Annotated in this window: 18 protein-coding genes; 7 read left to right on the top strand and 11 right to left on the bottom strand. The window is 70.8% G+C overall.

The annotated features are described in order from the left end of the window. Entirely contained in the window at positions 1 to 1,707 is a 1,707-nt protein-coding gene (locus AB5J51_RS27865; RefSeq protein WP_369778945.1) for a carbohydrate-binding module family 20 domain-containing protein, read from the bottom strand. A gap of 475 nt (positions 1,708 to 2,182) precedes the next feature. On the opposite strand from AB5J51_RS27865, the gene AB5J51_RS27860 reads away from it, so the two are divergent. Both AB5J51_RS27860 and AB5J51_RS27855 read left to right on the top strand, forming a co-directional pair. Continuing rightward, positions 2,183 to 3,259 carry a gluconolaconase gene (locus AB5J51_RS27860; protein WP_136224544.1) on the top strand — a complete coding sequence of 359 codons (1,077 nt, stop codon included), beginning with the start codon at positions 2,183 to 2,185 and terminating at the stop codon, positions 3,257 to 3,259. A gap of 35 nt (positions 3,260 to 3,294) precedes the next feature. Next, positions 3,295 to 4,455, top strand: coding sequence for a hypothetical protein (locus AB5J51_RS27855; RefSeq protein ID WP_369778944.1), 1,161 nt, complete (start codon positions 3,295 to 3,297; stop codon positions 4,453 to 4,455). 132 nt (positions 4,456 to 4,587) lie between these two features. On the opposite strand, the gene AB5J51_RS27850 is transcribed toward AB5J51_RS27855, so the two are convergent. From AB5J51_RS27850 to AB5J51_RS27830, 5 genes are all read right to left on the bottom strand, one after another. Continuing rightward, complete coding sequence (locus AB5J51_RS27850) at positions 4,588 to 5,604, bottom strand: LacI family DNA-binding transcriptional regulator (protein WP_234381897.1); 1,017 nt, start codon at positions 5,602 to 5,604, stop codon at positions 4,588 to 4,590. Continuing rightward, positions 5,592 to 7,226 (bottom strand): glycoside hydrolase family 13 protein, encoded by a 1,635-nt coding sequence (locus AB5J51_RS27845; RefSeq protein ID WP_136224542.1) that lies wholly within the window; start codon positions 7,224 to 7,226, stop codon positions 5,592 to 5,594. The genes AB5J51_RS27850 and AB5J51_RS27845 overlap by 13 nt, the downstream gene beginning before the upstream one ends. Positions 7,227 to 7,301: 75 nt before the next feature. Next, positions 7,302 to 8,198: a sugar ABC transporter permease gene (locus AB5J51_RS27840; RefSeq protein WP_053785090.1), complete on the bottom strand. Its 897-nt coding sequence runs from the start codon at positions 8,196 to 8,198 to the stop codon at positions 7,302 to 7,304. 2 nt (positions 8,199 to 8,200) lie between these two features. Beyond that, entirely contained in the window at positions 8,201 to 9,229 is a 1,029-nt protein-coding gene (locus AB5J51_RS27835; RefSeq protein ID WP_053785089.1) for a carbohydrate ABC transporter permease, read from the bottom strand. A gap of 8 nt (positions 9,230 to 9,237) precedes the next feature. Then, positions 9,238 to 10,512 (bottom strand): extracellular solute-binding protein, encoded by a 1,275-nt coding sequence (locus AB5J51_RS27830; protein WP_053785088.1) that lies wholly within the window; start codon positions 10,510 to 10,512, stop codon positions 9,238 to 9,240. 222 nt (positions 10,513 to 10,734) lie between these two features. Here AB5J51_RS27830 and AB5J51_RS27825 point away from each other — a divergent pair, with 222 nt between their 5' ends. The 4 genes from AB5J51_RS27825 (at position 10,735) to AB5J51_RS27810 (ending at position 15,462) form a co-directional block, all read left to right on the top strand. After that, positions 10,735 to 12,375, top strand: coding sequence for an alpha-amylase family glycosyl hydrolase (locus AB5J51_RS27825; RefSeq protein ID WP_369778943.1), 1,641 nt, complete (start codon positions 10,735 to 10,737; stop codon positions 12,373 to 12,375). 26 nt (positions 12,376 to 12,401) lie between these two features. Beyond that, positions 12,402 to 13,448 carry a LacI family DNA-binding transcriptional regulator gene (locus AB5J51_RS27820; RefSeq protein ID WP_369778942.1) on the top strand — a complete coding sequence of 349 codons (1,047 nt, stop codon included), beginning with the start codon at positions 12,402 to 12,404 and terminating at the stop codon, positions 13,446 to 13,448. 68 nt (positions 13,449 to 13,516) lie between these two features. Continuing rightward, on the top strand, positions 13,517 to 14,407 hold the full coding sequence (locus AB5J51_RS27815) for a phosphatase PAP2 family protein (RefSeq protein WP_133898220.1): 891 nt from the start codon (positions 13,517 to 13,519) through the stop codon (positions 14,405 to 14,407). Positions 14,408 to 14,565: 158 nt separating this feature from the next. Beyond that, positions 14,566 to 15,462 (top strand): immunity 49 family protein, encoded by an 897-nt coding sequence (locus AB5J51_RS27810; protein ID WP_136224540.1) that lies wholly within the window; start codon positions 14,566 to 14,568, stop codon positions 15,460 to 15,462. Between the two features lie 28 nt (positions 15,463 to 15,490). Here the strand turns inward: AB5J51_RS27810 and AB5J51_RS27805 are convergent, their stop codons facing one another. Both AB5J51_RS27805 and AB5J51_RS27800 read right to left on the bottom strand, forming a co-directional pair. Then, entirely contained in the window at positions 15,491 to 17,077 is a 1,587-nt protein-coding gene (locus AB5J51_RS27805; protein ID WP_369778941.1) for an amidohydrolase, read from the bottom strand. Next, positions 16,999 to 18,537: an APC family permease gene (locus tag AB5J51_RS27800; protein WP_369778940.1), complete on the bottom strand. Its 1,539-nt coding sequence runs from the start codon at positions 18,535 to 18,537 to the stop codon at positions 16,999 to 17,001. The genes AB5J51_RS27805 and AB5J51_RS27800 overlap by 79 nt, the downstream gene beginning before the upstream one ends. A gap of 104 nt (positions 18,538 to 18,641) precedes the next feature. Between AB5J51_RS27800 and AB5J51_RS27795 the strand changes: the two genes are divergently transcribed. Continuing rightward, the gene (locus AB5J51_RS27795; protein ID WP_369778939.1) at positions 18,642 to 19,247 is read left to right on the top strand and encodes a TetR/AcrR family transcriptional regulator; all 606 of its coding nucleotides are present in this window, start codon (positions 18,642 to 18,644) and stop codon (positions 19,245 to 19,247) included. Between the two features lie 12 nt (positions 19,248 to 19,259). Here the strand turns inward: AB5J51_RS27795 and AB5J51_RS27790 are convergent, their stop codons facing one another. The 3 genes from AB5J51_RS27790 to AB5J51_RS27780 are packed head-to-tail and all read right to left on the bottom strand — an operon-like array spanning position 19,260 to position 21,525. After that, positions 19,260 to 20,426 carry a hypothetical protein gene (locus AB5J51_RS27790; RefSeq protein ID WP_369778938.1) on the bottom strand — a complete coding sequence of 389 codons (1,167 nt, stop codon included), beginning with the start codon at positions 20,424 to 20,426 and terminating at the stop codon, positions 19,260 to 19,262. Then, positions 20,423 to 20,680, bottom strand: coding sequence for a DUF397 domain-containing protein (locus AB5J51_RS27785; protein ID WP_369778937.1), 258 nt, complete (start codon positions 20,678 to 20,680; stop codon positions 20,423 to 20,425). Before AB5J51_RS27785 ends, AB5J51_RS27790 begins: the two co-directional genes overlap by 4 nt. After that, entirely contained in the window at positions 20,677 to 21,525 is an 849-nt protein-coding gene (locus tag AB5J51_RS27780; protein ID WP_369778936.1) for a helix-turn-helix domain-containing protein, read from the bottom strand. The genes AB5J51_RS27785 and AB5J51_RS27780 overlap by 4 nt, the downstream gene beginning before the upstream one ends. Positions 21,526 to 21,621: the final 96 nt, after the last annotated feature.

Genomic DNA, 21,621 nt, shown 5'->3' with positions numbered 1-21,621 from the left:
TCAGTTGCGCCAGGTGTCGTTCAGCACGACCTTGCCGCTCGCCGGGACGGTGGCGGCGCGGTTGGCCCCGCTCTCCCAGGTGACGTTCCCGGCGGCGTCCTTGCGGAGGTACTTGTACGAGAACGCGGTCCCGGCCGGGAGCGGCACGTCGAGCTTCCAGACGGGGTAGGCCGCCGGGTCGAGCTTGAGGGCGCTGCCGGTGTTCCAGCCGCCGAGCTCGGCGCGGTCCCCGGTGACGTAGATGTTCTGCCCGGGGGCGGTGGTGGCGTTGACGGCGAACGAGGCGCCCGCGGCCGCCGGCGGCGGAGTCGTCCCGCCGCCGCAGGTACGGGCGTTCACGTGCAGGGCGAGGGCGGTACCGGCCCCGAGGGTGGCGGTGAACTGCCCGGCGGAGTTCACGTTCACCGTGCGGCCGCTCTGCACGTCGCAGTAGTCGCCGGCCGGGAGCGAGCTCTGGAAGGTCCGGGTGAGGGCCGCGCCCTCGTGGTTGAGGGCGACGTACGCCTTGGCGCCGCGCCCGAAGGCGATCTGGTCGCCGCCGTTGTCCCACCAGTTGGTGACGGCCTGGCCGCGGGCCGCGTTGCGGAAGCCGACCATGGAGGAGATCTCCCGCCAGGTGTGCTGGCACTTCCACCCGTCGGCGTAACAGGCGTTCACCGTGCCGCCGTTCGGCGGACCGGCGTCCTTGTCGGTCCACTCGTAGCCGGAGTGGACGTCGGGGGACCCGTACGGCCAGGCCAGCATGAAGACGCTCGCGAGGGTGTAGGCGGAGCCGTCCTTGTAGTTGAGGGTGTCGCCGACCCGCTCGGTGTCGTGGTTGTCGACGAAGACGGCGGACTGGGAACCGGCCATGTACCCCCAGGCCTCGCCGAAGTTCTTCAGGTAGGCGAGGTTCTCGTTCTGGAAGACCCGCTTGAGGTCCCGGGCGTAACGGAATTCCTGCACGTCGCCGTTGCCGAGGTACTCGGACGGTGAGACGGCCTCACCGGCCCCGTGGATCGCCTCCTGCTTCCAGTACGCGCCCGGGTTGGTCAGCCGGGACTTGATGTTGGCCAGGTCCGCGGCGGGCATGTGCTTGGCGGCGTCGATCCGGAAGCCGTCGACGCCCAGCGACAGCAGGTCGTTCAGGTACGCGGCGATCCGCCCGCGCACGTAGTCCTCGCCCGTGTCCAGATCGGCCAGCTGGACGAGCTCGCAGTTCTGGATGTTGGCCCGGTCCTGGTAGTTGGAGATGGTCGCTCGGCAGTCGTCCATGTCGGAGCCGGAGTAGAGGCCGGGATAGCCGTACTTCGTGTACGACGATCCGCCGGTCCCCACACCGTCGCCGGCGGCCATGTGGTTGATCACGGAGTCGGCGACGACCTTCACCCCGGCGGCGTGGCAGGTGTCGACCATGGCCTTGAACGCGGCCCGGTCCCCGAGCCGCCCGGCGATCTTGTAGCTGACGGGCTGGTACGAGGTCCACCACTGCGAGCCCTGGATGTGCTCCTGCGGCGGCGAGACCTGGACGTACCCGTACCCGGCGGGCCCGAGCGCATCGGTGCAGGCCTTGGCGACGGACTCGAAGCGCCACTCGAACAGCACGGCCGTGACGTCCTTGTCGCCGGGTGCCGCGGCCACGGCCTGCGGTGCCGGGCCGGTGAGGGCGGCGGCGGCAAGTGCAGTCGCGGCGAAAAGAGTTGCAGCTCTGACGGCTCTGGCAGGCATGCGGGGGGCCTCCTGGCGGAAGAGGTGGGGATTGCAGCGACCGTAGGGGCCAGGTAGGAGCGCTGCAAGAGTTTGCGCAAGAGATTGCAGAATTGTTTCCGGGGCGTGTCCTGCCGGACAGCCGGGTCGTACGGGAGCCGCGGACCGGCCGCCCTGCACCTCCGCGGATCAGGCCCGCACCCCCCACGGGCACCGCTTCCCCGCCACTTCCTCACACTCCGCAGCCACGCGAACCGCTCAAAACGACGGATCCGGCCACGTTCCGCACCCACGCATGCGCAGGTGACAGCGGGTGGGCCGGCCGGGCGCCCGCCCGAAGAACGATCAAGCAAGTGGTCAGCGGGACTGTCCGCTTTTCGCCAGCCTGGCCATTTCGGCGGGGCGGTCACCCGGCGTCGCCCACGTAGTTTCACCCTGCACCCAGAGGGCGCGACGACAATCATCCCATTCCGGAACGCAAGGAGGCCCCGAGAACATGGCGACAAGCAGCATGACGAGCGACGTGGGCAAGGCTTATATCAACGATGTATTCATGCGCCATCCGCTCACGACCCGGAACCAGGAGGAGCTCGAAATCGCCGCCAAGGCGGAGGAGATCCTGAAGCGCAACATCCTGAGGAATCCTGCACTCAAGAGGGCCACCGAAAAAGGGGGAGAGTCGGTCGGCCCCATAGGATTCTGCCTGAACAAGGTGCGATACGGCACCTTCCCCCAGGAGGAGAAGGCGGCGCACGAACGCGGCTGGCGCGCCTACATGAACATGGGTGTACCGGTCGTCGAAGAGCGGAGCGACATCACACAGCCCCCGCCCGACATGATCTCCAAGCAGACGTACATCAACGGAACCGACCCCATCAAAATCACCGTTACGGACACGGTTGAATTCTCGATTTCGAACACGATCAGCTGGTCGCTCCAAGGGGAGGTGAAGCTCACCTTCGGGGCGAAGTCCACCGCATCGCTGCAGGAGCAGCTGCAGAAGAGCATGGCGATGATGCAGTTCCAGAAGACCACCCTGAAGAACAGCAAGGACAATCAGGGCGTCGACAACGAGTCCCATACAGAAGCGACGAATACGACAACGGCCTCGACTTCCGTCACGGGCACCGGGGAATTATGGGCAGATCTTCTCCTCGGAATCACCGCCTCTGTCAGCGGTTCGCTGACCACTGAATGGAAGCACCAGTCATCGGTCAGCCTGGAAGTGATGAGCCGAGCGGACGTCATGGCCACGACACGACGTCAGGTGAGGCAGTTCGATTATGAATTCCCGGTCACCTTCGGCGGCTGGATCGCCTTGTACTACCCCAAGCCGGTGGCGGTCAAGGAGACTCCCCCGCAGTCCAAGGACCCGAAATTCTCCCAGGTCATCGCATGGAAACTCGGCGATTCCGTCACGGATGGCAGCCATTTCGATCTGGCCGACGAAGGCAAGCGGTTCATGCAGAAGGGGGCGGCCGAAATCGTCGCCGTCCGCACCGGGGAACACCGGGTCTTCCAGCCTGAAACCCTTGATTATTCGAGCCAGAAACAGCCGCTCTACAAGGGGTGATTCCACAACCGCCGGGCAGCTCAGGAGGAAAACTCATGTCCTTTGAAAACATCTTCAACAGCGGCGGAAGCGAAGCCGACTCCGCCAAACGATCCGCTGAATCGCTCAACAACGACGCCCCTGGCGCCGGGGACGTCTCGGAGGCGGTACGCAAACTGGAGAGTGAGCGCGACCCGTGGCTCGTACGTCAGACGGCGCACGGAGCCTTCGACGTCATGGGCTTCCTCAGCCCCCTCTTCCAAAAGATCAACGAAACGTCCGCCGGTCAGCGTCAGGTCGCCGAGAACCCCGGTTCCACGTCCGGCATGGCCTCCTCGACCCTGAAGGCGGCCGGACCGCCTCGGCCGACCATCAGCGAAGAAGACATGCCGAAGCTCGAGGACCTGTCGAAGATGATCGGCGACAGGAGGGGCTACGCCCTGATCACGACGGGCCTGGGGACGTCCGAAGGCCTCGCGGTGGACCCGGCGCAGAACACGGCGTACGTCGCCGACCGGGGCGGCCAGAAGCTGTCCGCGGTGAAGATCGCCACCGGCGCGCAGCGCGTGGTCGCGAGCGGCCTGGGCGACATCTGCGATGTGAAGCTGGACGGCAAGGGCAAGGCCTACGCCGCCGACTACGGCAACGGTCGCCTGCTCGCGGTGGACCTGTCCACCGGCACCTCCGGTGCGGTCGCAAGTGTCCCGGGCGCGTACGGCCTCGCGCTGGACGGCAGGGGCACGGCCTACGTCATCAGTCACAGCGAAGGGAAGCTCACCGCGGTCGACCTGCAGAGCGGGCAGAAGACCACGGTCGCCACCGGCCTGCCGGTCGGCGTCGGCGCAGTGGCGCTCGACGGCAAGGGCAAGGCGTACGTCGGCCAGAAGGACCACGGCGGCAACCTGTACGAGGTCAGCCTCGCCGACGGCACGAAGCGCCTCCTGACCACCCTGTCCGGGGCGAGCGCCATGCGCATCGAGCTCATCGGCGACGGCAAGGCGTACACCGTCGACCATCAGAACGGCGGCCGCCTGCACGAGATCACCCTGGCCGACGGCTCGCAGCGGGTGGTGGCCGGCGGTCTGGCGACGTGCGAAGGCCTCGCGCTGGACACCGCCGACGGCCAGATCTACGTCAGCAACCGCGAAGGCCAGCTCTGGCAGATCGCCCAACGCGCCGCCCAGCCCCTGGGCGGCGTCGGCAAGGTCGTGGCGTAAGACACGCGGGGGTCCCCCCACCCCCGGGACCCCCGCGAGCCGCTAGGGGGTGTCGTCAAAGTAGCGTCGTCCGCCCGCCGGCCTGGGGGCACCTCCCAGCGGTAGCTGGGGGAGGGACTTTGACGACACCCCCTAGTCCTCCGGAACCTGGGCCGTCGATCCCCTCACCACCAGTTCCGGCTGGAAGACGTACTCCGTGCGCTGGACCGGGGTGCCGCCGACCGCCTCCAGGAGGGCTCCGACCGCCGCCGTCGCCATCGCGCGGACCGGCTGGCGGATCGTCGTCAGCGGCGGGTCCGTGAAGGCGATCAGCGGCGAGTCGTCGAAGCCGACCACCGACACGTCCTCCGGCACCCGCAGCCCCCGCTCACGCACCGCGCGGATGACGCCGAGCGCCATCGGGTCGCTGCCGCACACGATGCCGGTGCAGCCGCGGTCCAGCAGGGCTCCGCCCGCCGCGTGGCCGCCCTCCACCGTGAACAGCGTGCGCTGGATGAGCCCCTGGGACTCCGCATCCGGCACGGCGGCGACGAACCCCGCCTCCTTGCGGGCCGACGGGACGTAGCGGGTCGGCCCTATCGCCAGGCCGATCCGCCGGTGCCCCAGGTCCGCGAGGTGACGTACCGCCATGTCGGCCGCCGCCCGGTCGTCCGGGGAGATGAACGGGGCGTTCACGTGCTCGTTGAAGCCGTTGATCAGGACGAAGGGGACACCCCTCGACGACAGCCGCTGGTAGCGGGACGGGTCCAGCGTCGAGTCCGCGTGCAGGCCGGACAGGAAGACGATCCCCGTCACGCCCCGCTCCTCGAGCTGTTCCACCAGCTCGTCCTCGGTGGCCCCGCCCGGCGTCTGCGTGCACAGCACCGGCGTGTACCCGTGCCCCGCCAGCGCCTGCTCTATGACCTGCGCGAACGCCGGGAAGATCGGGTTGGTGAGCTCCGGGATCAGGAGCCCCACCAGCCCGTTGCTCCGCCGCCGCAGCCGCACGGGCCGCTCGTAGCCGAGCAGGTCCATGGCGGCCAGCACCTTGTGCCGGGTGCCGGCCGCCACGCCCGCCTTGCCGTTGAGCACACGGCTGACCGTCGCCTCGCTGACCTGGGCCTGCGCGGCGATGTCCGTCAGCCGGAGCGGGGAGGTCACCCCTGCCACCACACCGCCGTGTCGGCGGGCAGCACGTCCGGCTCCGCGAGGTCCCCGCTGGCCAGCAGCACCGTCCCCGGCGCGGACATCCGCACCGGCTCGCCCGTCGTGTTGACCGTGCAGACGAAGTCCCCGCGCCGGAACGCCAGCACGCCCTCCGCAGCCTCCGGCGTCTGCAGCCACTCCACCGCGTCGCCCGCGCCCAGGTCGGAACGCTCCCGGCGGATCCGCAGCGCCGACCGGTACAGCTCCAGCGTCGAGGCCGGGTCGCCCGTCTGGGCCGCAACGCTCAGGCCGGCCCACTCCGCCGGCTGGGGCAGCCAGCTGCCGCCGTCGCCGAAGCCGTACGGGGCCTGCTCGCCCGACCACGGGATCGGCACGCGGCAGCCGTCGCGCAGCCCGTCCTGGCCGTTCTCCTTGAAGAAGGAGGGGTCCTGGCGCACCTCGTCCGGCAGATCGGTCACCTCCGGCAGGCCGAGCTCCTCGCCCTGGTAGACGTACGCCGACCCGGGCAGCGCCAGCATCAGCAGCGCGGCGGCCCGCGCCCGGCGCAGGCCGAGTGCCGGATCGCCGTCGGCGAAGCGGGTGGCGTGCCGGACCACGTCGTGGTTGGAGAGCACCCATGTGCTGGGGGCGCCGACGGGGCGCATCGCGTCGAGCGAGTCGTCGATGGTGGCGCGCAGCGCGTCCGCATCCCAGCCCGTGGTCAGGTAGTGGAAGTTGAACGCCTGGTGCAGCTCGTCGTGGCGCACGTAGAGGGCGGTGCGGTCGTTGCTGGGGGTCCAGGCCTCGGCGACGCCGATGCGGTCCCCCGCGTACTCGTCGAGGACCTTGCGCCAGGCTCGGTAGATCTCGTGGACGCCGTCCTGGTCGAAGAAGGGCAGCACCTGGTTGCCGAGCAGCTTGAGCTGCTCGTCGCGGCCGAGGTCGGGCAGGCCGGGGGCCTTGACGAGCCCGTGGGCGACGTCGATGCGGAAGCCGTCGACCCCCAGGTCGAGCCAGAACCGGAGCACGGAGCGGAACTCGTCCTGCACCGCCGGGTGTTCCCAGTTGAAGTCGGGCTGCTCGGGAGCGAAGAGGTGCAGGTACCACTCGCCGTCGGCGACCCGCGTCCACGCCGGCCCGCCGAAGATGGACTCCCAGTCGTTGGGCGGCTCCGCACCGCCCGCCCCGCGCCCCGGACGGAAGTGGAAGCGCTCGCGCAGCGGGGAACCGGGACCTTCCCGCAGGGCCTGCTTGAACCATTCGTGCTGGTCGGAGCAGTGGTTCGGGACGAGGTCCACGATGATCCGCAGGCCCAGCTCATGCGCTTCGCGGATCACGGCGTCGGCGTCGTGCAGGGTGCCGAACATGGGGTCGATGGCCCGGTAGTCGGCGACGTCGTAGCCGGCGTCGGCCTGCGGGGAGGCGTAGAACGGGCTGAGCCAGACGGCGTCGACGCCCAGCTCCTTGAGGTAGGGCAGTCGGCTGCGGATGCCTTCGAGGTCCCCCATGCCGTCCCCGTTGGAGTCGGCGAAGCTGCGCGGATAGACCTGGTAGATCACCGCTTCTCTCCACCAGCCGGGCCGGGTGCCGGTGGTGGTGGGAAGGCCACTGTCCGAAGGCAGTGCGTCGGCGAGGTGCTGGGTCATGTCGTCCTTGGAGAGATCGGGCCGGGGGTGAGAGGGGGCAGGCAGGGGGGTCAGCCCTGGGTCGCGGGAGGGGCGTCAGCCCTTGGTCGCGCCTGCCGTCATCCCGGCGACGAGGTGACGCTGGGCGAAGAGGAAGAAGATGGCCGCGGGGATGGCGATGAGGACCGAAGCGGCACTCATCGCACCCCAGTTGGAGGTGTACTGCGTGACGAAGGTCTGCAGGCCCCCGGCGAGGGTGAGGTGTTCGTCGCCGACCATGAAGGCGGAGGCGTACGCGACTTCGCCCCAGGCGGTGATGAACGAGTAGAAGCCGGTGACGGCGAGGCCGGGCTTGGCCAGCGGGAGGATCAGGCGCCAGAAGGTGCCGAAGGGGTTGAGCCCGTCGACGCGGCCGGATTCGTCGATCTCGACCGGGATGGTGTCGAAGAAGCCCTTCATCATCCAGGCGCAGAACGGCACCGCGATGGTGAGGTAGGTGATGATCAGGCCGAGCGGCTGGTTCAGCAGCCCCAGCTCTCCCATGAGGTTGTAGAGCGGGACGATGAGGATGGCCATCGGGAACATCTGCGTGATGAGCAGGGTCCACATCAGCGGCTTCATGCCGGGGAACTTGAACCGGCTGACCGCGTAGCCCGTCGTGGCGGCGATGAACACACCGAGGACGGTGGTGATGCCGGCGACGAGCACGGAGTTGCCGAACCAGGTGAAGAAGGAGGTCGACTCCACCAGGTAGCGGTAGTTGTCGAGGGTCGGTTCCTTCACGAAGTCCGTGGAGATGGCGTGCTTCGCGGGCTTGATCGAGGTCAGCAGGACCCACAGCACGGGGAAGACGGCGATCACGGACGCGACGATCAGGGTCACGTGCAGCCCGGCGGAGGCGAGCGGCGAACGCTCGCCCCGCTTGCGCACGGAAACGGTGGCCGTCGCGGTGCCGGTCGTCGCGGTTCCGGTGGTCACGGTGTCGGTCGTCATGGTCACCACACCTCTCCCTGCTTGCGCAGCGAGCGCCGGTAGACCAGCGCGAAGATCATGAGCAGGGCGAGGATGAGCACGCCCCAGGTCGCAGAGCCCGCGAAGTCGCGCGGGCTGGCCACGAAGGCCTCGCGGAAGGCCTGGGTCACCAGGATCTCGGTGGAGTCGCCCGGTCCGCCCCGCGTCAGCAGGAAGATCACCGGGAACATGTTGAAGGTCCAGATGGTGGAGAGCAGGATCACGGTCATGCTCACCGTGCGCAGCCCGGGCAGGGTGATGTGCCGGAACCGCTGCCAGGCCGTGGCGCCGTCCATCTCGGCGGCCTCGTACAGCTCGCCGGGGATCGACTGCAGCCCGCCGAGCAGGGCGACCATCATGAAGGGGACGCCGAGCCAGACGTTGACGGCGACGACGGAGAACTTCGCCCACGTCGGGTCGTCGAGCCACGGGATCGCGGAGATGCCGCCACCGTCGAGGATCTTGTTGAGGATGCCGCTGTCGCGGTTGAAGAGGAACCGCCAGGCGAAGACGGAGACGAAGCCGGGGACCGCCCAGGGCAGGATGAGCGCCATCCGGTAGGCGGCGCGGCCCCGGAAGTCCCGGTTGAGCATGTTGGCCAGGGCCAGTCCGAGCGTGAACGTGATCGACACGCACAGGACGGTCCACATCACCGTCCACACCAGCCGCTGCAGGAACACCGGGTCGGCCAGGACGTCCGCGTAGTTGTCGAGGCCGACGAACTTGTACGTGGCCTCGATGTGGTTGGCGCCGATCGTACGGGCGACATTGCGCTCGTTGGCGTCGGTCAGCGACAGGTAAATGCCGCGGACGAGCGGCCAGCCGATGATCACGCCGAGGACGAGCACCACCGGGGCGACCATGGCCCAGGCGTACCAGTGGGTGGCCAGGGCGCGCCCCAGTCCACCGCGCTTCGCGCTGTCAGTCCTGCGGCTCCGGCCGCGGGCGGCGACGGTGTCCTCCCCGTCGCTGCCCGCGGCCTTCGCCACCGACTGGCTGGTGTGAGCAGCCATTGTCTTTTCTACTTCCAGCCCTTGAGGATCTTGCGGAACTCGACGCCGGCCGCCTTGGCCGCGTCCTCCGGGCTCGAGGCCCCGGTGATCGCCTTGGTGTACTCGACCTTCAGCGGCTCGAAGAGGGAGCCGTTCTCCGGGATCCAGGCGCGCTCGACGGCCTTGTCCACCGCCGGCTTGAAGAACTGGACCATCTCGCTGGACTTGACGTCGGGCTGCTCGTAGGCGGCGGTCCGCGTCGGGAGCAGGCTGAGCTCCTTGGTGGACTGCACCTGCACGTCCTGCGAGGTCATGTACTCCACGAAGGCGTGCGCGGCGGCACGGTTCTTGGAGCCGGCGTAGACGGCGAGGTCGTGGCCGCCCTGCGGGGCGCCGGCCTTGGCGGAGCCGGCCGGGACGGCGGCGACGCCGAGGTTGGCCTTGTCCTTGAACTGGTCGCCGGCGTAGGTGTCGGCGACGGCCCACGGGCCGTTGATCATCATCGCGGCTTCGCCCGACTTGAAGGCGGTCTGCATGTTGACCCAGCCGTCGGTGGCGTTGGTGATCGCCGCGCCGGAGGTGACCAGGTCGCGGGCGGTCTTGAACGCCTTGACGCCCGCCGCGTTGTCGACGGTGACCGTCTTGTTCTTCGCGTCGACCAGGTCGCCGCCCTCGCCGTAGATGAGGGGGAGGAACCAGTAGGAGTCGTCGCCGCGCAGGTAGAGGCCGGCCTTGCCGGTCTTCGCCTTGATGGCGGCGGCGGCCGTCTTCACCTCTTCCAGCGTCTTGGGGGGCTGGACGCCGGCGTCCGCGAGCATCTTCTTGTTGTAGAAGAGGCCGAGGGTGTCGATGACCTGCGGGACCGCGTAGGTCTTGCCCTCGAACTTGCCGCTGGCCGCGGCCTGCGGCAGGAACTCGGCGTCGACCTTCTTGGCCGTCTCGGCCGGGACCTCGTCGAGGTAGCCGAGGGACGCGAAGTCGGCGACCCAGCCGACGTCCGCGCGGATCACGTCAGGGGCTTCGGAACCGCTGCTGAAGGCGTTCTTGACCTTGTTCTGCGCGTCGCCGTACGGGACGTTGACGTACTTGACGGTGACCTTCGGGTGCTTCGCGGTGAACGCCTCGGCGATCTTCTGGAAGCTGGCCTTCTCGGCGTCGTTCGAGGTGTCCCACCACGTGACCGTGCCGGAAAGCTCGCCGCCCGCCTTGGCCTCGCCGGCCGCGTCCTTGTCGTCCCCACCGCAAGCCGTCGCCGCGAGCGCCAGGGTCGCGACCAGCGCGGTGGCCGCTATGCCACGCCGCATATGAACTCCTTCGATGATCCCGGCCGCTCCCTCGCGGTCCCGAGTTGCAGGGAACGTAACAAGCCTGAAAGCCGACCGAAAGAGCTTGCGGCAATTTTCTGCAAGCAAGGCCGATCGTTACATCCGTGTGTCCTGACGGTTGCCGCTGCTTGCTGGTTGTTCGAACTTCCTTCGGGTCATCAGGCCCGCAACCAGGGGGCATGTACCCGCGTTGACACCGGTATGACCCATGAGCTGACAGCATCCCGGCTTGCAAGCGCTTCCAGCAAGGCGACCGAAAGCGTCGGCTGGTGGCGCGATGCCGTCATCTATCAGGTGTACGTACGGTCCTTCGCGGACAGCGACGGCGACGGCATCGGCGACCTCCGCGGGGTGCGCACGCGCCTGCCCCACCTGGCCCGGCTCGGGGTCGACGCCGTCTGGCTCACCCCTTTCTACGTCTCCCCGCAGGCCGACGGCGGTTACGACGTCGCCGACTACCGGGCCGTCGACCCCCTCTTCGGGGACCTCTCCGACGCCGACGAGCTCGTCCGGGCCGCCCACGCGCTGGGCCTGCGGGTCATCGTGGACGTGGTCCCCAACCACACCTCCGACCGGCACGTCTGGTTCCAGGAGGCCCTGACCGCGGACCCGGGCAGCCCGGCCGGGGTCCGGGCCCGGGCCCGCTACCACTTCCGCCCCGGACGCGGACCCCACGGGGAGCGCCCGCCCAACGACTGGGAGTCCGTCTTCGGCGGCCCCGCCTGGACCCGGACCCCGGACGGCGCCTGGTACCTGCACCTCTTCGCCCCCGAGCAGCCCGACCTGAACTGGGAGCACCCCGAGGTCGCGGAGGAGTTCGCCTCCGTCCTGCGCTTCTGGCTCGACCTCGGCGTCGACGGCTTCCGCATCGACGTCGCCCACGGCATGGTCAAGGCCTCCGGCCTGCCCGACATCGGCCGCGGCGCCCAGGCCACCCTGATCGGCACCGAGCCGCTCCCCTTCTTCGACCAGGACGGCGTGCACGAGATCCACCGCTCCTGGCGGCGGCTGCTCGACTCCTACCCGGGCCCGCGCATCGGCGTCGCCGAGGCCTGGGCGCCGACCTCCGAGCGGCTCGCCCTGTACGTCCGGCCCGACGAGCTGCACCAGGCCTTCAACTTCCGCTTCCTGAACTGCCCGTGGGACGCCCGGGCGATGCGGACCGTCATCGACGAGTCCCTGGCCGCCACCGCCTCCGTCGGCGCCCCCACCACCTGGGTGCTGTCCAACCACGACGTCGTACGCCACGTCACCCGCTACGGCGGCGGCGCACAGGGGCTGGCCCGGGCCCGGGCCGCCGCCCTGCTGATGCTCGCCCTGCCCGGCTCCGCGTACCTCTACCAGGGCGAGGAGCTCGGCCTGCCCGAGGTAGACGACCTCCCCGACGCCGTGCGCCAGGACCCCGCCTTCCTGCGCACCGCCGGGCAGGACGGACTGCGCGACGGCTGCCGGATCCCGCTGCCCTGGTCCGGCGAGCAGCCCCCGTACGGTTTCGGCCCGGCCGGCAGCTGGCTCCCGCAGCCCGCGGACTGGGCCCCGCTGAGCGTCGCCGCCCAGACCGGCGACCCGCACTCCACCCTCGAGCTGTACCGCGCCGCCCTGGAGCTGCGCCGCGCACTGCCCGGCCTCGGTGCCCCCGACGCGGGCCCGCTGACCTGGCTGCCCGCCCCCGCGGGCGTCCTCCTCTTCACCCGGCCCGGCTTCGCCTGCACCTTCAACAGCCGCTGCGAGCCGCTCGAACTGCCCTCGCCGGGACGCCCCGTACTCTCCAGCGCGCCGGTCGAGACGGACGGCCGGACCGTGCTGCTGCCCGCGGATTCGTGCACGTGGTGGGCTTTGTGAGCCGGGGACCGGTACAGTCCAATCCCGTGACCGCACGGCTTGCCGACATCGCAGCCCAGGCGGGGGTCAGCGAAGCCACAGTCAGCCGCGTGCTCAACGGCAAGCCCGGTGTGGCCGCAGGCACCCGCGAGTCCGTGCTGGCCGCGCTCGACGTGCTCGGCTACGAGCGCCCCGTGAAACTGCGCCAGCGCAGCGCGGGGCTCGTCGGCCTGATAACCCCCGAGCTCGACAACCCCATCTTCCCGGCGCTCGCCCAGGTCATCGGCCAGGCCCTGACCCGGCAGGGGTACACGCCGGTGCTGGCCACGCAGACGCCCGGCGGGTCCACCGAGGACGAGCTCACCGAGATGCTCGTCGACCGCGGGGTCTCCGGCATCATCTTCGTCTCCGGGCTGCACGCCGACACCACGGCCGACATGGGCCGCTACGACCAACTCCGCGGGCAGGGCGTCCCGTACGTCCTCATCAACGGGTTCTCCGACAAGGTGCAGGCCCCCTTCGTCTCCCCCGACGACCGCGCCGCGATGCAGCTCGCCGTGACCCACCTGACCGCGCTCGGGCACACCCGGATCGGGCTCGCGGTCGGACCCAAGCGGTTCGTGCCCGTCCTGCGCAAGATCGAGGGCTTCCGGCTCGGGATGAAGGAGCGGCTCGGCCTCGACGAGGCCGAGGTCGAGGAGCTCATCCAGCACTCCCTCTACACACTGGAGGGCGGGCAGGCCGCCGCGGCCGCGCTCGTCGCGCGCGGCTGCACCGCCATCGTGTGCGCGAGCGACATGATGGCGCTCGGGGCGATCCGGGCGGCCCGGCAGCAGGGGCTGCGGGTGCCGCAGGACGTCTCGGTCGTCGGCTTCGACGACTCCCCTCTCATAGCGTTCACCGATCCGCCGCTCACCACCATCCGGCAGCCCGTGCAGGCCATGGGGCAGGCGGCGGTCCGCACGCTCCTGGAGGAGATCGGCGGTACGCCGGCACCGCACAGCGAGTTCGTGTTCCTGCCCGAACTGGTCGTCCGCGGATCCACCGCCTCCGGTCCGCAGCAACGTAGGGGACCGTCTCGTCCCCAGGGGTGAGCAGCTGCGCCGCAGACCCTCCCGAGGGATGATCGAAGGCGAGAACGCATCTGGCAGACTCTTTCCCCATGGGTGAATCGAGCGTGAAGACACTGGAAACCCGGACGGAAGTCTCGTCACCCCACGTGACCGAGAGCGAAACTCGTCCGGGCGCTCAGCGCACCCATTTGTCCCGGTTGCGAGCCCCACGCCGGCCCCGGATCTGGTTCGAGATCCTGCTCATCGGGGTCAGTTACTGGACGTACTCACTCATCCGCAACGCGGTGCCCGAGCAGAAGGCGGACGCCCTCGCGAACGCCGACTGGCTGTGGGGCCTCGAGCGCACCCTCGGGATCGCTGTGGAGCAGTCGGTCAACCACGCCGTGAACTCGGTGACGTGGCTGATCGTCGGCATGAACTACTACTACGCCACGCTCCACTTCATCGTGACCATCGCCGTCCTGGTCTGGATCTACCGCTTCCATCCGGGGCGCTACGCGGCCACGCGCCTGGTCCTCTTCGCCACCACGGGCGTCGCCCTGGTCGGCTACTACTTCTTCCCGCTCGCGCCGCCCCGGCTGATGAACGGGCAGGACTTCGTCGACACCGTGCTGGTCCACCACACCTGGGGCTCCATGGCCTCCGGCAACCTCAAGCACATGTCGAACCAGTACGCCGCCATGCCCTCCATGCACATAGGGTGGTCGCTCTGGTGCGGGCTGACGATCTTCGCCGTCGCCTCCGCCCCCTGGGCCCGGATCCTGGGCCTGCTCTACCCGACGGCCACCCTCGTGGTGATCGTGGCCACCGCAAACCACTTCTGGCTGGACGCCGTGGGCGGCATGCTCTGCCTGGCGTTCGGCTACACCGTCTCGCGCAGCTGGTACGGCTCGCTGCCGCACCGGCTGCCGCGCGAGCCCGAGTACGCGGGACCGCACCCGGCGTCGGCCCTGCTGAACCGCTTCCGCGCCGACCGCTGACCGGTCCGGCGCCCCGGCCTGCAGGCCCGACCCGCTCCCCCGCACCGTAACCGGTCCACCCCGTACGGACCGCAACCCGCCCGCACCCTCCGGGGGCGGTGTCAGTGGGCGTTGTTAGCGTGCGCGTCGCAAGGTGAAACGATCAAGGAGGCGGCGGCATGCAGGACGTGATGCGGCACGAGGTCAGCGGGCACCGGATATCCCGGGCACTGGAGGACGTCACCGGACGGGTCTACGACCACTGGCACGGGCTGCGGTTCGGGGGGCTGCTGTCCCTGAAGGGGCTCCACGAGACCCGCGACGACCTCCTCGACCACGTCGGCGCGCAGACGCTGGCGGATCCCGAGCTGGGCGGAGCCGTCGTACGCCGTGCGCTGCGGACGGCCGCCGAATGCGCGCTCGGGGAGCTCTCCCTCGGTTGCTTCCCCGACGGCGACTTCGAGGTGCCGTTCCCCCTGCTCCATGAGGAGCTCAGCAGCATGGACATCTCCTTCGGCGACGCGGTCGACCAGGCGCCCACCGCCCGGACCTGGCTGGACGCCTTCGCGTTGTGCCTGGTCAGCGGGGCGGTGCGGGAGCGGGACCGCGTCATCGGGCTGCTGCTGCGCAACGACTTCGCGCCCGCCCTCCACGACGGCGTGCCCTACTCGCCGCTCGACTCGCACTCCGACCCGGCCGAGCTCGCCGAGATGGACGCGCTGTGCCTCTACCTCACCCGGGCGGCCGGGCACCTGCCGCGGGACTGGCCGGACGCGACCCTGTGCAAGCCGGACGCCGCCGAGCGCGCGGAGGCAGCCCGCCGCCTGGACGGCCTCGGCGTGCTCACACCGGACCAGCGGCTGCTGCGCGTCCTGCTCGACGACGACCAGGCCGCCTTCGAACGCGCCCTGGCCGGGAACCTCGCCGGCCTGCGCGAGGGCGCACGCCCCGACGCGGCCCCCCGCACCCTGTTCCCGGCCGGCACGATCGCCGTGGCCGCGCTCGCCGTCCAGGTCCACGGCTGGCGGCTCGGCGTCACCTCCGCGTACCTCCCGCAGAGCCTGCTGCACGCCTGACCGCCCGGCGACCGCCGCAAGACACAACCTAAGGGCTGTCCCGTAGGTGGGTGATCCGGCCGCCCGACATCGTGAGCCGGATCGGGGCCTCGGCCAGCTCGTCCGGGGCGGTGTCCACCGGGTCGAGCGCGAAGGCCGTCAGGTCCGCCCGGAAGCCGGCCGCGATCCGGCCCGCCACCTGCTGCTCCCCGGCCGCGAGCGCGGCGTGCGAGGTCATGCCCTCCAGGGCCATCAGCCCGGTCAGCGCGGGCCCTGCGGCGGCCGCGCCGAGCGGGCTGCGGGCGATGGCCAGGACCCGGCGGGCGTCGTGGTGGGCGATGGGCCAGTCCGAGCCCAGGGCGAGCACGGCCCCCGCGTCCCGCAGGTCCCGGCAGCGCCAGGCCCGGGCCGCGCGGGCCGCACCCAGCCGCTTCGACCACTCGTCGCTGTGGTCGGCCCGGGTGTACGCGGTGTGCGGCGGCTGCATCGAGGCGATCACCCCGAGCTCCGCGAACCGCTTCAGCTGGTCGTCCGGGACGGTCTCGATGTGCTCGATCCGGTGCCGCAGCCGGGCCTGACCGCCCAGGGAGGCCACCGTGTCCAGGACGTGCCGGACCGCCGCGTCGCCGATGGCGTGGGTCGCCGTACGCACCCCGGCCGCGTCGAGGGTCCGTACGGCCGCCGAGTAGGCCTCGGGGTCGGGCCAGAAGGCGTCCGTGCCGCGGCCGTGGCAGTCGGCGTGCTCGAGCCAGGCGGTGCCGCCCTCGACGGTGCCGTCCATGAAGAACTTCACGCCGCCGACCTGCCAGTGGCGCCCGCGCAGGCCCTGGAGTGCGATCACCTCGGCCAGGTCCTGCGGGGTGGCGCCCGGCATGCACCAGGGCGAGAGGTTCAGCCGCAGCGGCAGGTCGCCCTCGTACTCGACGCCGGCGAGCAGGGCCGGTACGTCTCCGTCGCCCAGGTCCATGACGTGGGCGACGGTGAGGCCGGTGGCGGCCATGTCGCCGAGCAGGGCGGTGAGGCGGCTGCGCCGCTCGGCGGACGAGGGCTTGGGGGCGAGGGCTCCCACGAGGGCCATCGCGGCGTGCTCGATCAGGTGGCCGGTCGGGCGTCCTTCCCTGTCGCAGACGATCTCGGAGCGCTGGTCGAACGTACGCGGGCCGGTGATGCCCGCGGCGTGCAGGGCCGCGCCGGAGGCGAGGGCGGAGTGGCCGTCGTACAGGCGCAGGAAGGCGGGGGCGCCGGCCAGGGCCTCCTCGACCAGGGCACCTTCGACGGGGCGGCCGCCGAAGGCGTTGTGGTCGAGGCCGTATCCGAGGACCCAGCCCCCGGTGCGGGGGGCGCCGCGGAGGGCGGAGCGCAGCTGGTCGAGGTCCTTGACGGCGGAGAGGTCGGTTCCGGTGGCCATCTCGATGCCCCAGACGGGGTGGCTGTGGGCATCGGTCAGGCCGGGGGTGAGGGTGGCGCCGCCGAGGTCGACCACCTCGGTGGCGGGGCCGCGCCAGTCGCGTACGTCGGCCTCGTCGCCGACGGCGAGGATCTCGCCGCCGCGGACCGCTACCGCGCCGGCCTCGGGGCGGCCGGGGTCGAGGGTGCGGACGCGGGCTCCGGTGAGGACGGTGTCGGCAGCGGGCACGGCTCTTCTCCTTCAGGGGCTTCGGCGGGCTCGGCGGCGAATCGGGCGTAGACCTCGGGGCGGCGCCTCTCGAGGCGCCGGGCGAGCCCGAGCCCGGCCAGGAAAACGGCGGGCACGAGGGCGACGAGGACGGTGTTGACGGGGGTGGGGGCCATGGTGAACAGGCCGACCTCGGAGACGACCAGCACGATCGCCACGGCGAGCAGCACGGCGGCGGCGACGGGCGCGACCACGGTCCGCCAGGGGCCCTCGGTGTGCGCGGTGCGCCGGAAGTAGACGGGTACGGCGATCGCGGCGAGCAGCATCAGCGCCATGAGCCCGATCATGCCGGGCGTGTTCACCCAGAGCAGCAGCTGCTGGTAGGGGTCGGCCCCGGCCAGCGCGAAACCGAGGACGACGACGGCGCCGAGGGCGGTCTGGGCGAGCCCGGCGAGGTACGGGGAGCGGTGGCGCGGGTGGACCCGGCCGAGGGCGGCGGGGAGCACGCCCTCCTCGGCGAGGGCGAGTACGTAGCGGTTGATGGCGTTGTGGAAGGCGAGGAGGGAGGCGATGACGCTGGTGACGATGAAGAGGTGCATCAGGTCGGCCGCCCAGGGGCCGACGTACGTGGTGATCGCGGCGAAGAAGAGGCCGCCGGGGTCCTCGGCGGCGGCCGCGATCACCTCCTCGGCGCCGAAGGCCTGGATGACGGTCCAGACGATGAAGGCGTAGAAGAGGCCGAGGAAGGCGACGGCGATGTAGGTGGCGCGCGGGATGGTCCGGTCGGGGTCGCGGGCCTCGCGGCGGTAGATGACGGTGGACTCGAAACCGGTGAACGCGGCGAAGGCGAAGGCCAGGACGGCGGCGGTGCCGGGGACGAGGACCGCGCCGGGGGCGAAGGAGCCGGCGGAGAGCCCGTGGGCGCCGCCCTTGACGAGGACTCCGGCGGCGAGCAGGACGAGTATCCCGGTCTCGGCGACCAGCAGGACGCCGAGCACCTTGGCGCCGAAGTCGATCGAGCGGAAGCCGCCGTACCAGATGAGGGCGAGGCCGGCGAGGGAGACGGGCAGCCAGGGGACGTCGAGGCCGCCGAGGGCGTGGGCGGTGTCGGCGGTGGTGGTGCCGAGGAGGCCGTAGACCCCGATCTCCATGCCGTTGTAACCGACCAGGGCGAGCAGGGCGGCGCCGATGCCGACGCGCTTGCCGAGGCCGCGGGTGATGTACGCGTAGAAGGCGCCGCCGCTGCGGACGTGGCGGCTCATGGTGGTGAACCCGACGGCGAAGACGGCGAGGGTGAGGCCGGCGAGGAGGTATCCGGCGGGGGCTCCGATGCCGCCGAGCAGGATCGCGACGGGGGCGACGCCGGCCATGACGGTGAGCGGGGCGGCGGCGGAGACCACGAAGAAGGAGATGTCCGCGGTGCCGAGCGCTGCGCGGCGCAGGGCGGGTCTGTCTGCTGGCGGTTCCGGCATTTCGGGCATGCGGCGATACACCCTTCGGGAGACCGAAATCTAAAGGCTTTAGGTTCGCGGCAATGTAGCCTCCGGTTTTGGCGTACGGGAAGACCTCACGGCGGGAGAAATCGATGGCACGGCCGCGCACCCCCCTGCTCGACCGGGAGCGGATCACCACGACCGCACTGCAACTGGTCGCGGAACAGGGCGAGTTCAGCGTCCCGCAGATCGCCCGGGCGCTCGGGGTGCAGACCGCGTCGGTGTACCACCACGTGGACGGCCGGGCCGGGGTGGTGGAGCTGGTGCGCGAGCGGGTGTGCGCGGGGATCGCCGACGAGACCCTCGAACTCGAGCCCTGGGACCGGGCCCTGGAGGCCTGGGCGCGCTCCTACCGGGCCTCGTTCGCCGCGTACCCGCGCGTCATCCCGCTGCTGATGACCACGCCGGTGCGGGCCCCGCGGGTGCTGGCGCAGTACGAGCGGGCGGTCGGCATGCTGCTGGCGGCGGGTTTCACCCGCCACCAGGTGATGCCGCTGTTGACGGCGCTGGAGAACCTGGTCCTCGGCTCGGCCCTGGACCTGGCCGCCCCCGAGGCCATGTGGGAGCCGACACCGGACACCCCGCTGCTCGCCGATGCCCTGACGGCCGTCGGCCCGGGCCGCGCGGACGCCGCGTTCGACGTGGGCCTGGCGGCGTTCCTGATGTACGCCCGCACCCTGCTGGGCGAAACGGGCTGAGGAATCGGCCGGTCAGCGGGTGCGCGCTGCGCGCGGGCCCAGCCATCGCTCCAGCACCCCGCGCCGGGCGGCTGGCGCGGCCACCGGCGCCGGGCCGTCCGCGCTCGCGCCGATCCGGGCCAACGCCTCGGTGAGGGTGCGGACGTAGGCCTCGTCGGCCAGGATCCGGACGTGCTCGTACGGGTGGCTCAGCCGCTCCTCCGCCGCCAGGATCCGGCGCAGCAGGGGCGCCGCGGCGGCAGCGGGGGCGCCGATCGCACCGAGCCGGCGGACGGCCTCGCGGGTCGGCAGGGCGGGGTTCCCGGTCCAGTCGGGGTCCACCTCGGCCAGCAGCACCGCCATGGCGGACTCCGAGTCCCCGGTGATCCGCCCGTACGCGTGGGCCGCGGCGACCCGGGTCCAGGCGCCGGGCGATTCCATCAGGCCGCGCACGGTGTCCGCGTGGGCGGCGGCCAGGGGGCCTAGATCGGCGAGGAAGGGCAGGCCGTGGCTGGCGGTCCCGGACCCCACGGCCGCACCGCACACGTCGAGGGCCAGCTCCGGGTAGCCGGTGGCCTTCCAGTGTGCCCAGGCGGCCAGCCGCGGATGGTGGCGTGCCGCCTTCGGGGCACGGCCGGTCGCGAAGTCGGCCAGCCGGTCGGCGGCGACGGCCGCGGCCGGGCCGATCCGGCCCAGGGCGCGCAGGGCACCGTAGGCGTACGGGCTCTCCAGGTACGGGAGCACCTCGGGTACGGCGGGTGCGGCGGCCGGGCCCCAGAGCGCGAGGAGTTCGAGGGCGGCGGTGCTCGCGTGGTACTTCGGCGGATCCCGGCGCAGCACCGCCCGCATCGTCGGGAGCAGCTCCGCGGCGGGCAGCGCGGCCAGGTGGGGGACCCAGGGGACGTTTAGCGGGATCCGGTTGTCCTCCGCGATGCGCCGGAGGGCGGGCAGCGCACGGAGGTCCCCCGTCCCGGCGAGGGCGACCGCGAGCTCCTCGACGTTCCCGAGCCGCGTGGCGAGGGCCCTGGCCAGCCGGTCGGCGTGCCCGGAGACGGCGGAGCCGGCCTGCGCCACCGCCTTGGCCGCGTCCCAACTGCTGCCCAGAGGATTGCAGGCGGCCCTGACGACGACCGCCCAGCACGCCGGATCCGGCCGCCGGTAGCGGATGACGGCCTTGACGGCCGAACCCGTGCTTCTCACGCGGTCGCGTAGGTGACGAACCCGTCCCAGGCGGCCGGGGCGACGGCCAGCCGCCCGTCGTCGGGCCGCTTGGAGTCCCGGACGAGGACGGTCCCGGGCGTGCGGGCGATCTCTACGCAGTCGGCTCCATCAGCGGTGCTGAAGCTGCTCTTGGTCCAGGCGACTTCGACGCAGTTGGGACCGTCGGCGGTGCTGTAGCTGCTCTTGACCCAGGTCAGCGCGGAGAGGCCCTCGGCCGACGACTTGATGCTCATGTCTCCCCCAGTACCTTCTCGATGAACGTCAAAGATTCGCGAGGCGTCAGAGCCTGTGCCCGGATCATGCCATAGCGCATGTCCATGATCTGGACCTCTTTGGGATCAATGATCAAGCGGCTGGCCAGCTGAACCTCGCTGTGTCCGACGGTCGTTCCGTCCTTGAGCCGCATGACTGTGAACGATGAGCCAAGACCGGCGTGCTCCTCAACCACAGTGGGCATGACCTGGATCTCCACGGTGCGCAACCGGCCGACCTCCAACAGGTGTTCCAGTTGGCGGCGCAACACCATCTTGCCCCCAATGGGGCGTCGCAGGACAGCCTCTTCCTGCACAACGGTCAGCAGCGGCGCCGGATGCCGCTGGATGAGCTTCTGACGAGCCAGCCTCGCCGTGGCCAGGCGTTCGACCTCGTCCTCCGAAAACCCCGGGCGCCTGAGCCCGAACAGCGCCCGCGCGTACTCCTCGGTCTGGAGCAGGCCCGTCACCACCACGTTGTCGTACGACCCGATCTCCACCGCCGCTGATTCCAACTTGGCCAGATCCCGAACCTTCTTGGGGTACCGGGCCTTTTCGACGTCCAACTTCATCGCGGCGATCTTCCCGTCCGCGCCGAGAACCTCGTCCGCCTTGTCCAGGAACTCCGGACGCGGAATGCGGGTGCCGCTTTCGATCTTGCGGGTCAGGTCCGCCCCGTAGCCCATCCGTTCAGCAAAAGTGGACCGGTCGAATCCGGCCGCCTCCCGCCACATTTTCAACTGGCGTCCCACCGCCGCGACGACCGCCCCGGATTCGTCCTCCGGATCGAGTGCCCAGCTCGACTCGTCGGTGCCCTCTGCGCTCATTGCCACCTCCGTTGGCCTGCAACTCCCTTCAGGCTAAGTACGGATGCGCACGCCGAGGCACGAGAATCGGAAAGTCCGATTTCACCGGATCGAGGT

It is taken from the genome of Streptomyces sp. R33, assembly GCF_041200175.1.
GTDB classification, from domain to species: domain Bacteria; phylum Actinomycetota; class Actinomycetes; order Streptomycetales; family Streptomycetaceae; genus Streptomyces; species Streptomyces katrae_B.
Note: the sequence above shows the minus strand (reverse complement) of the source record. Positions and strands in the feature narration are given on the sequence as shown.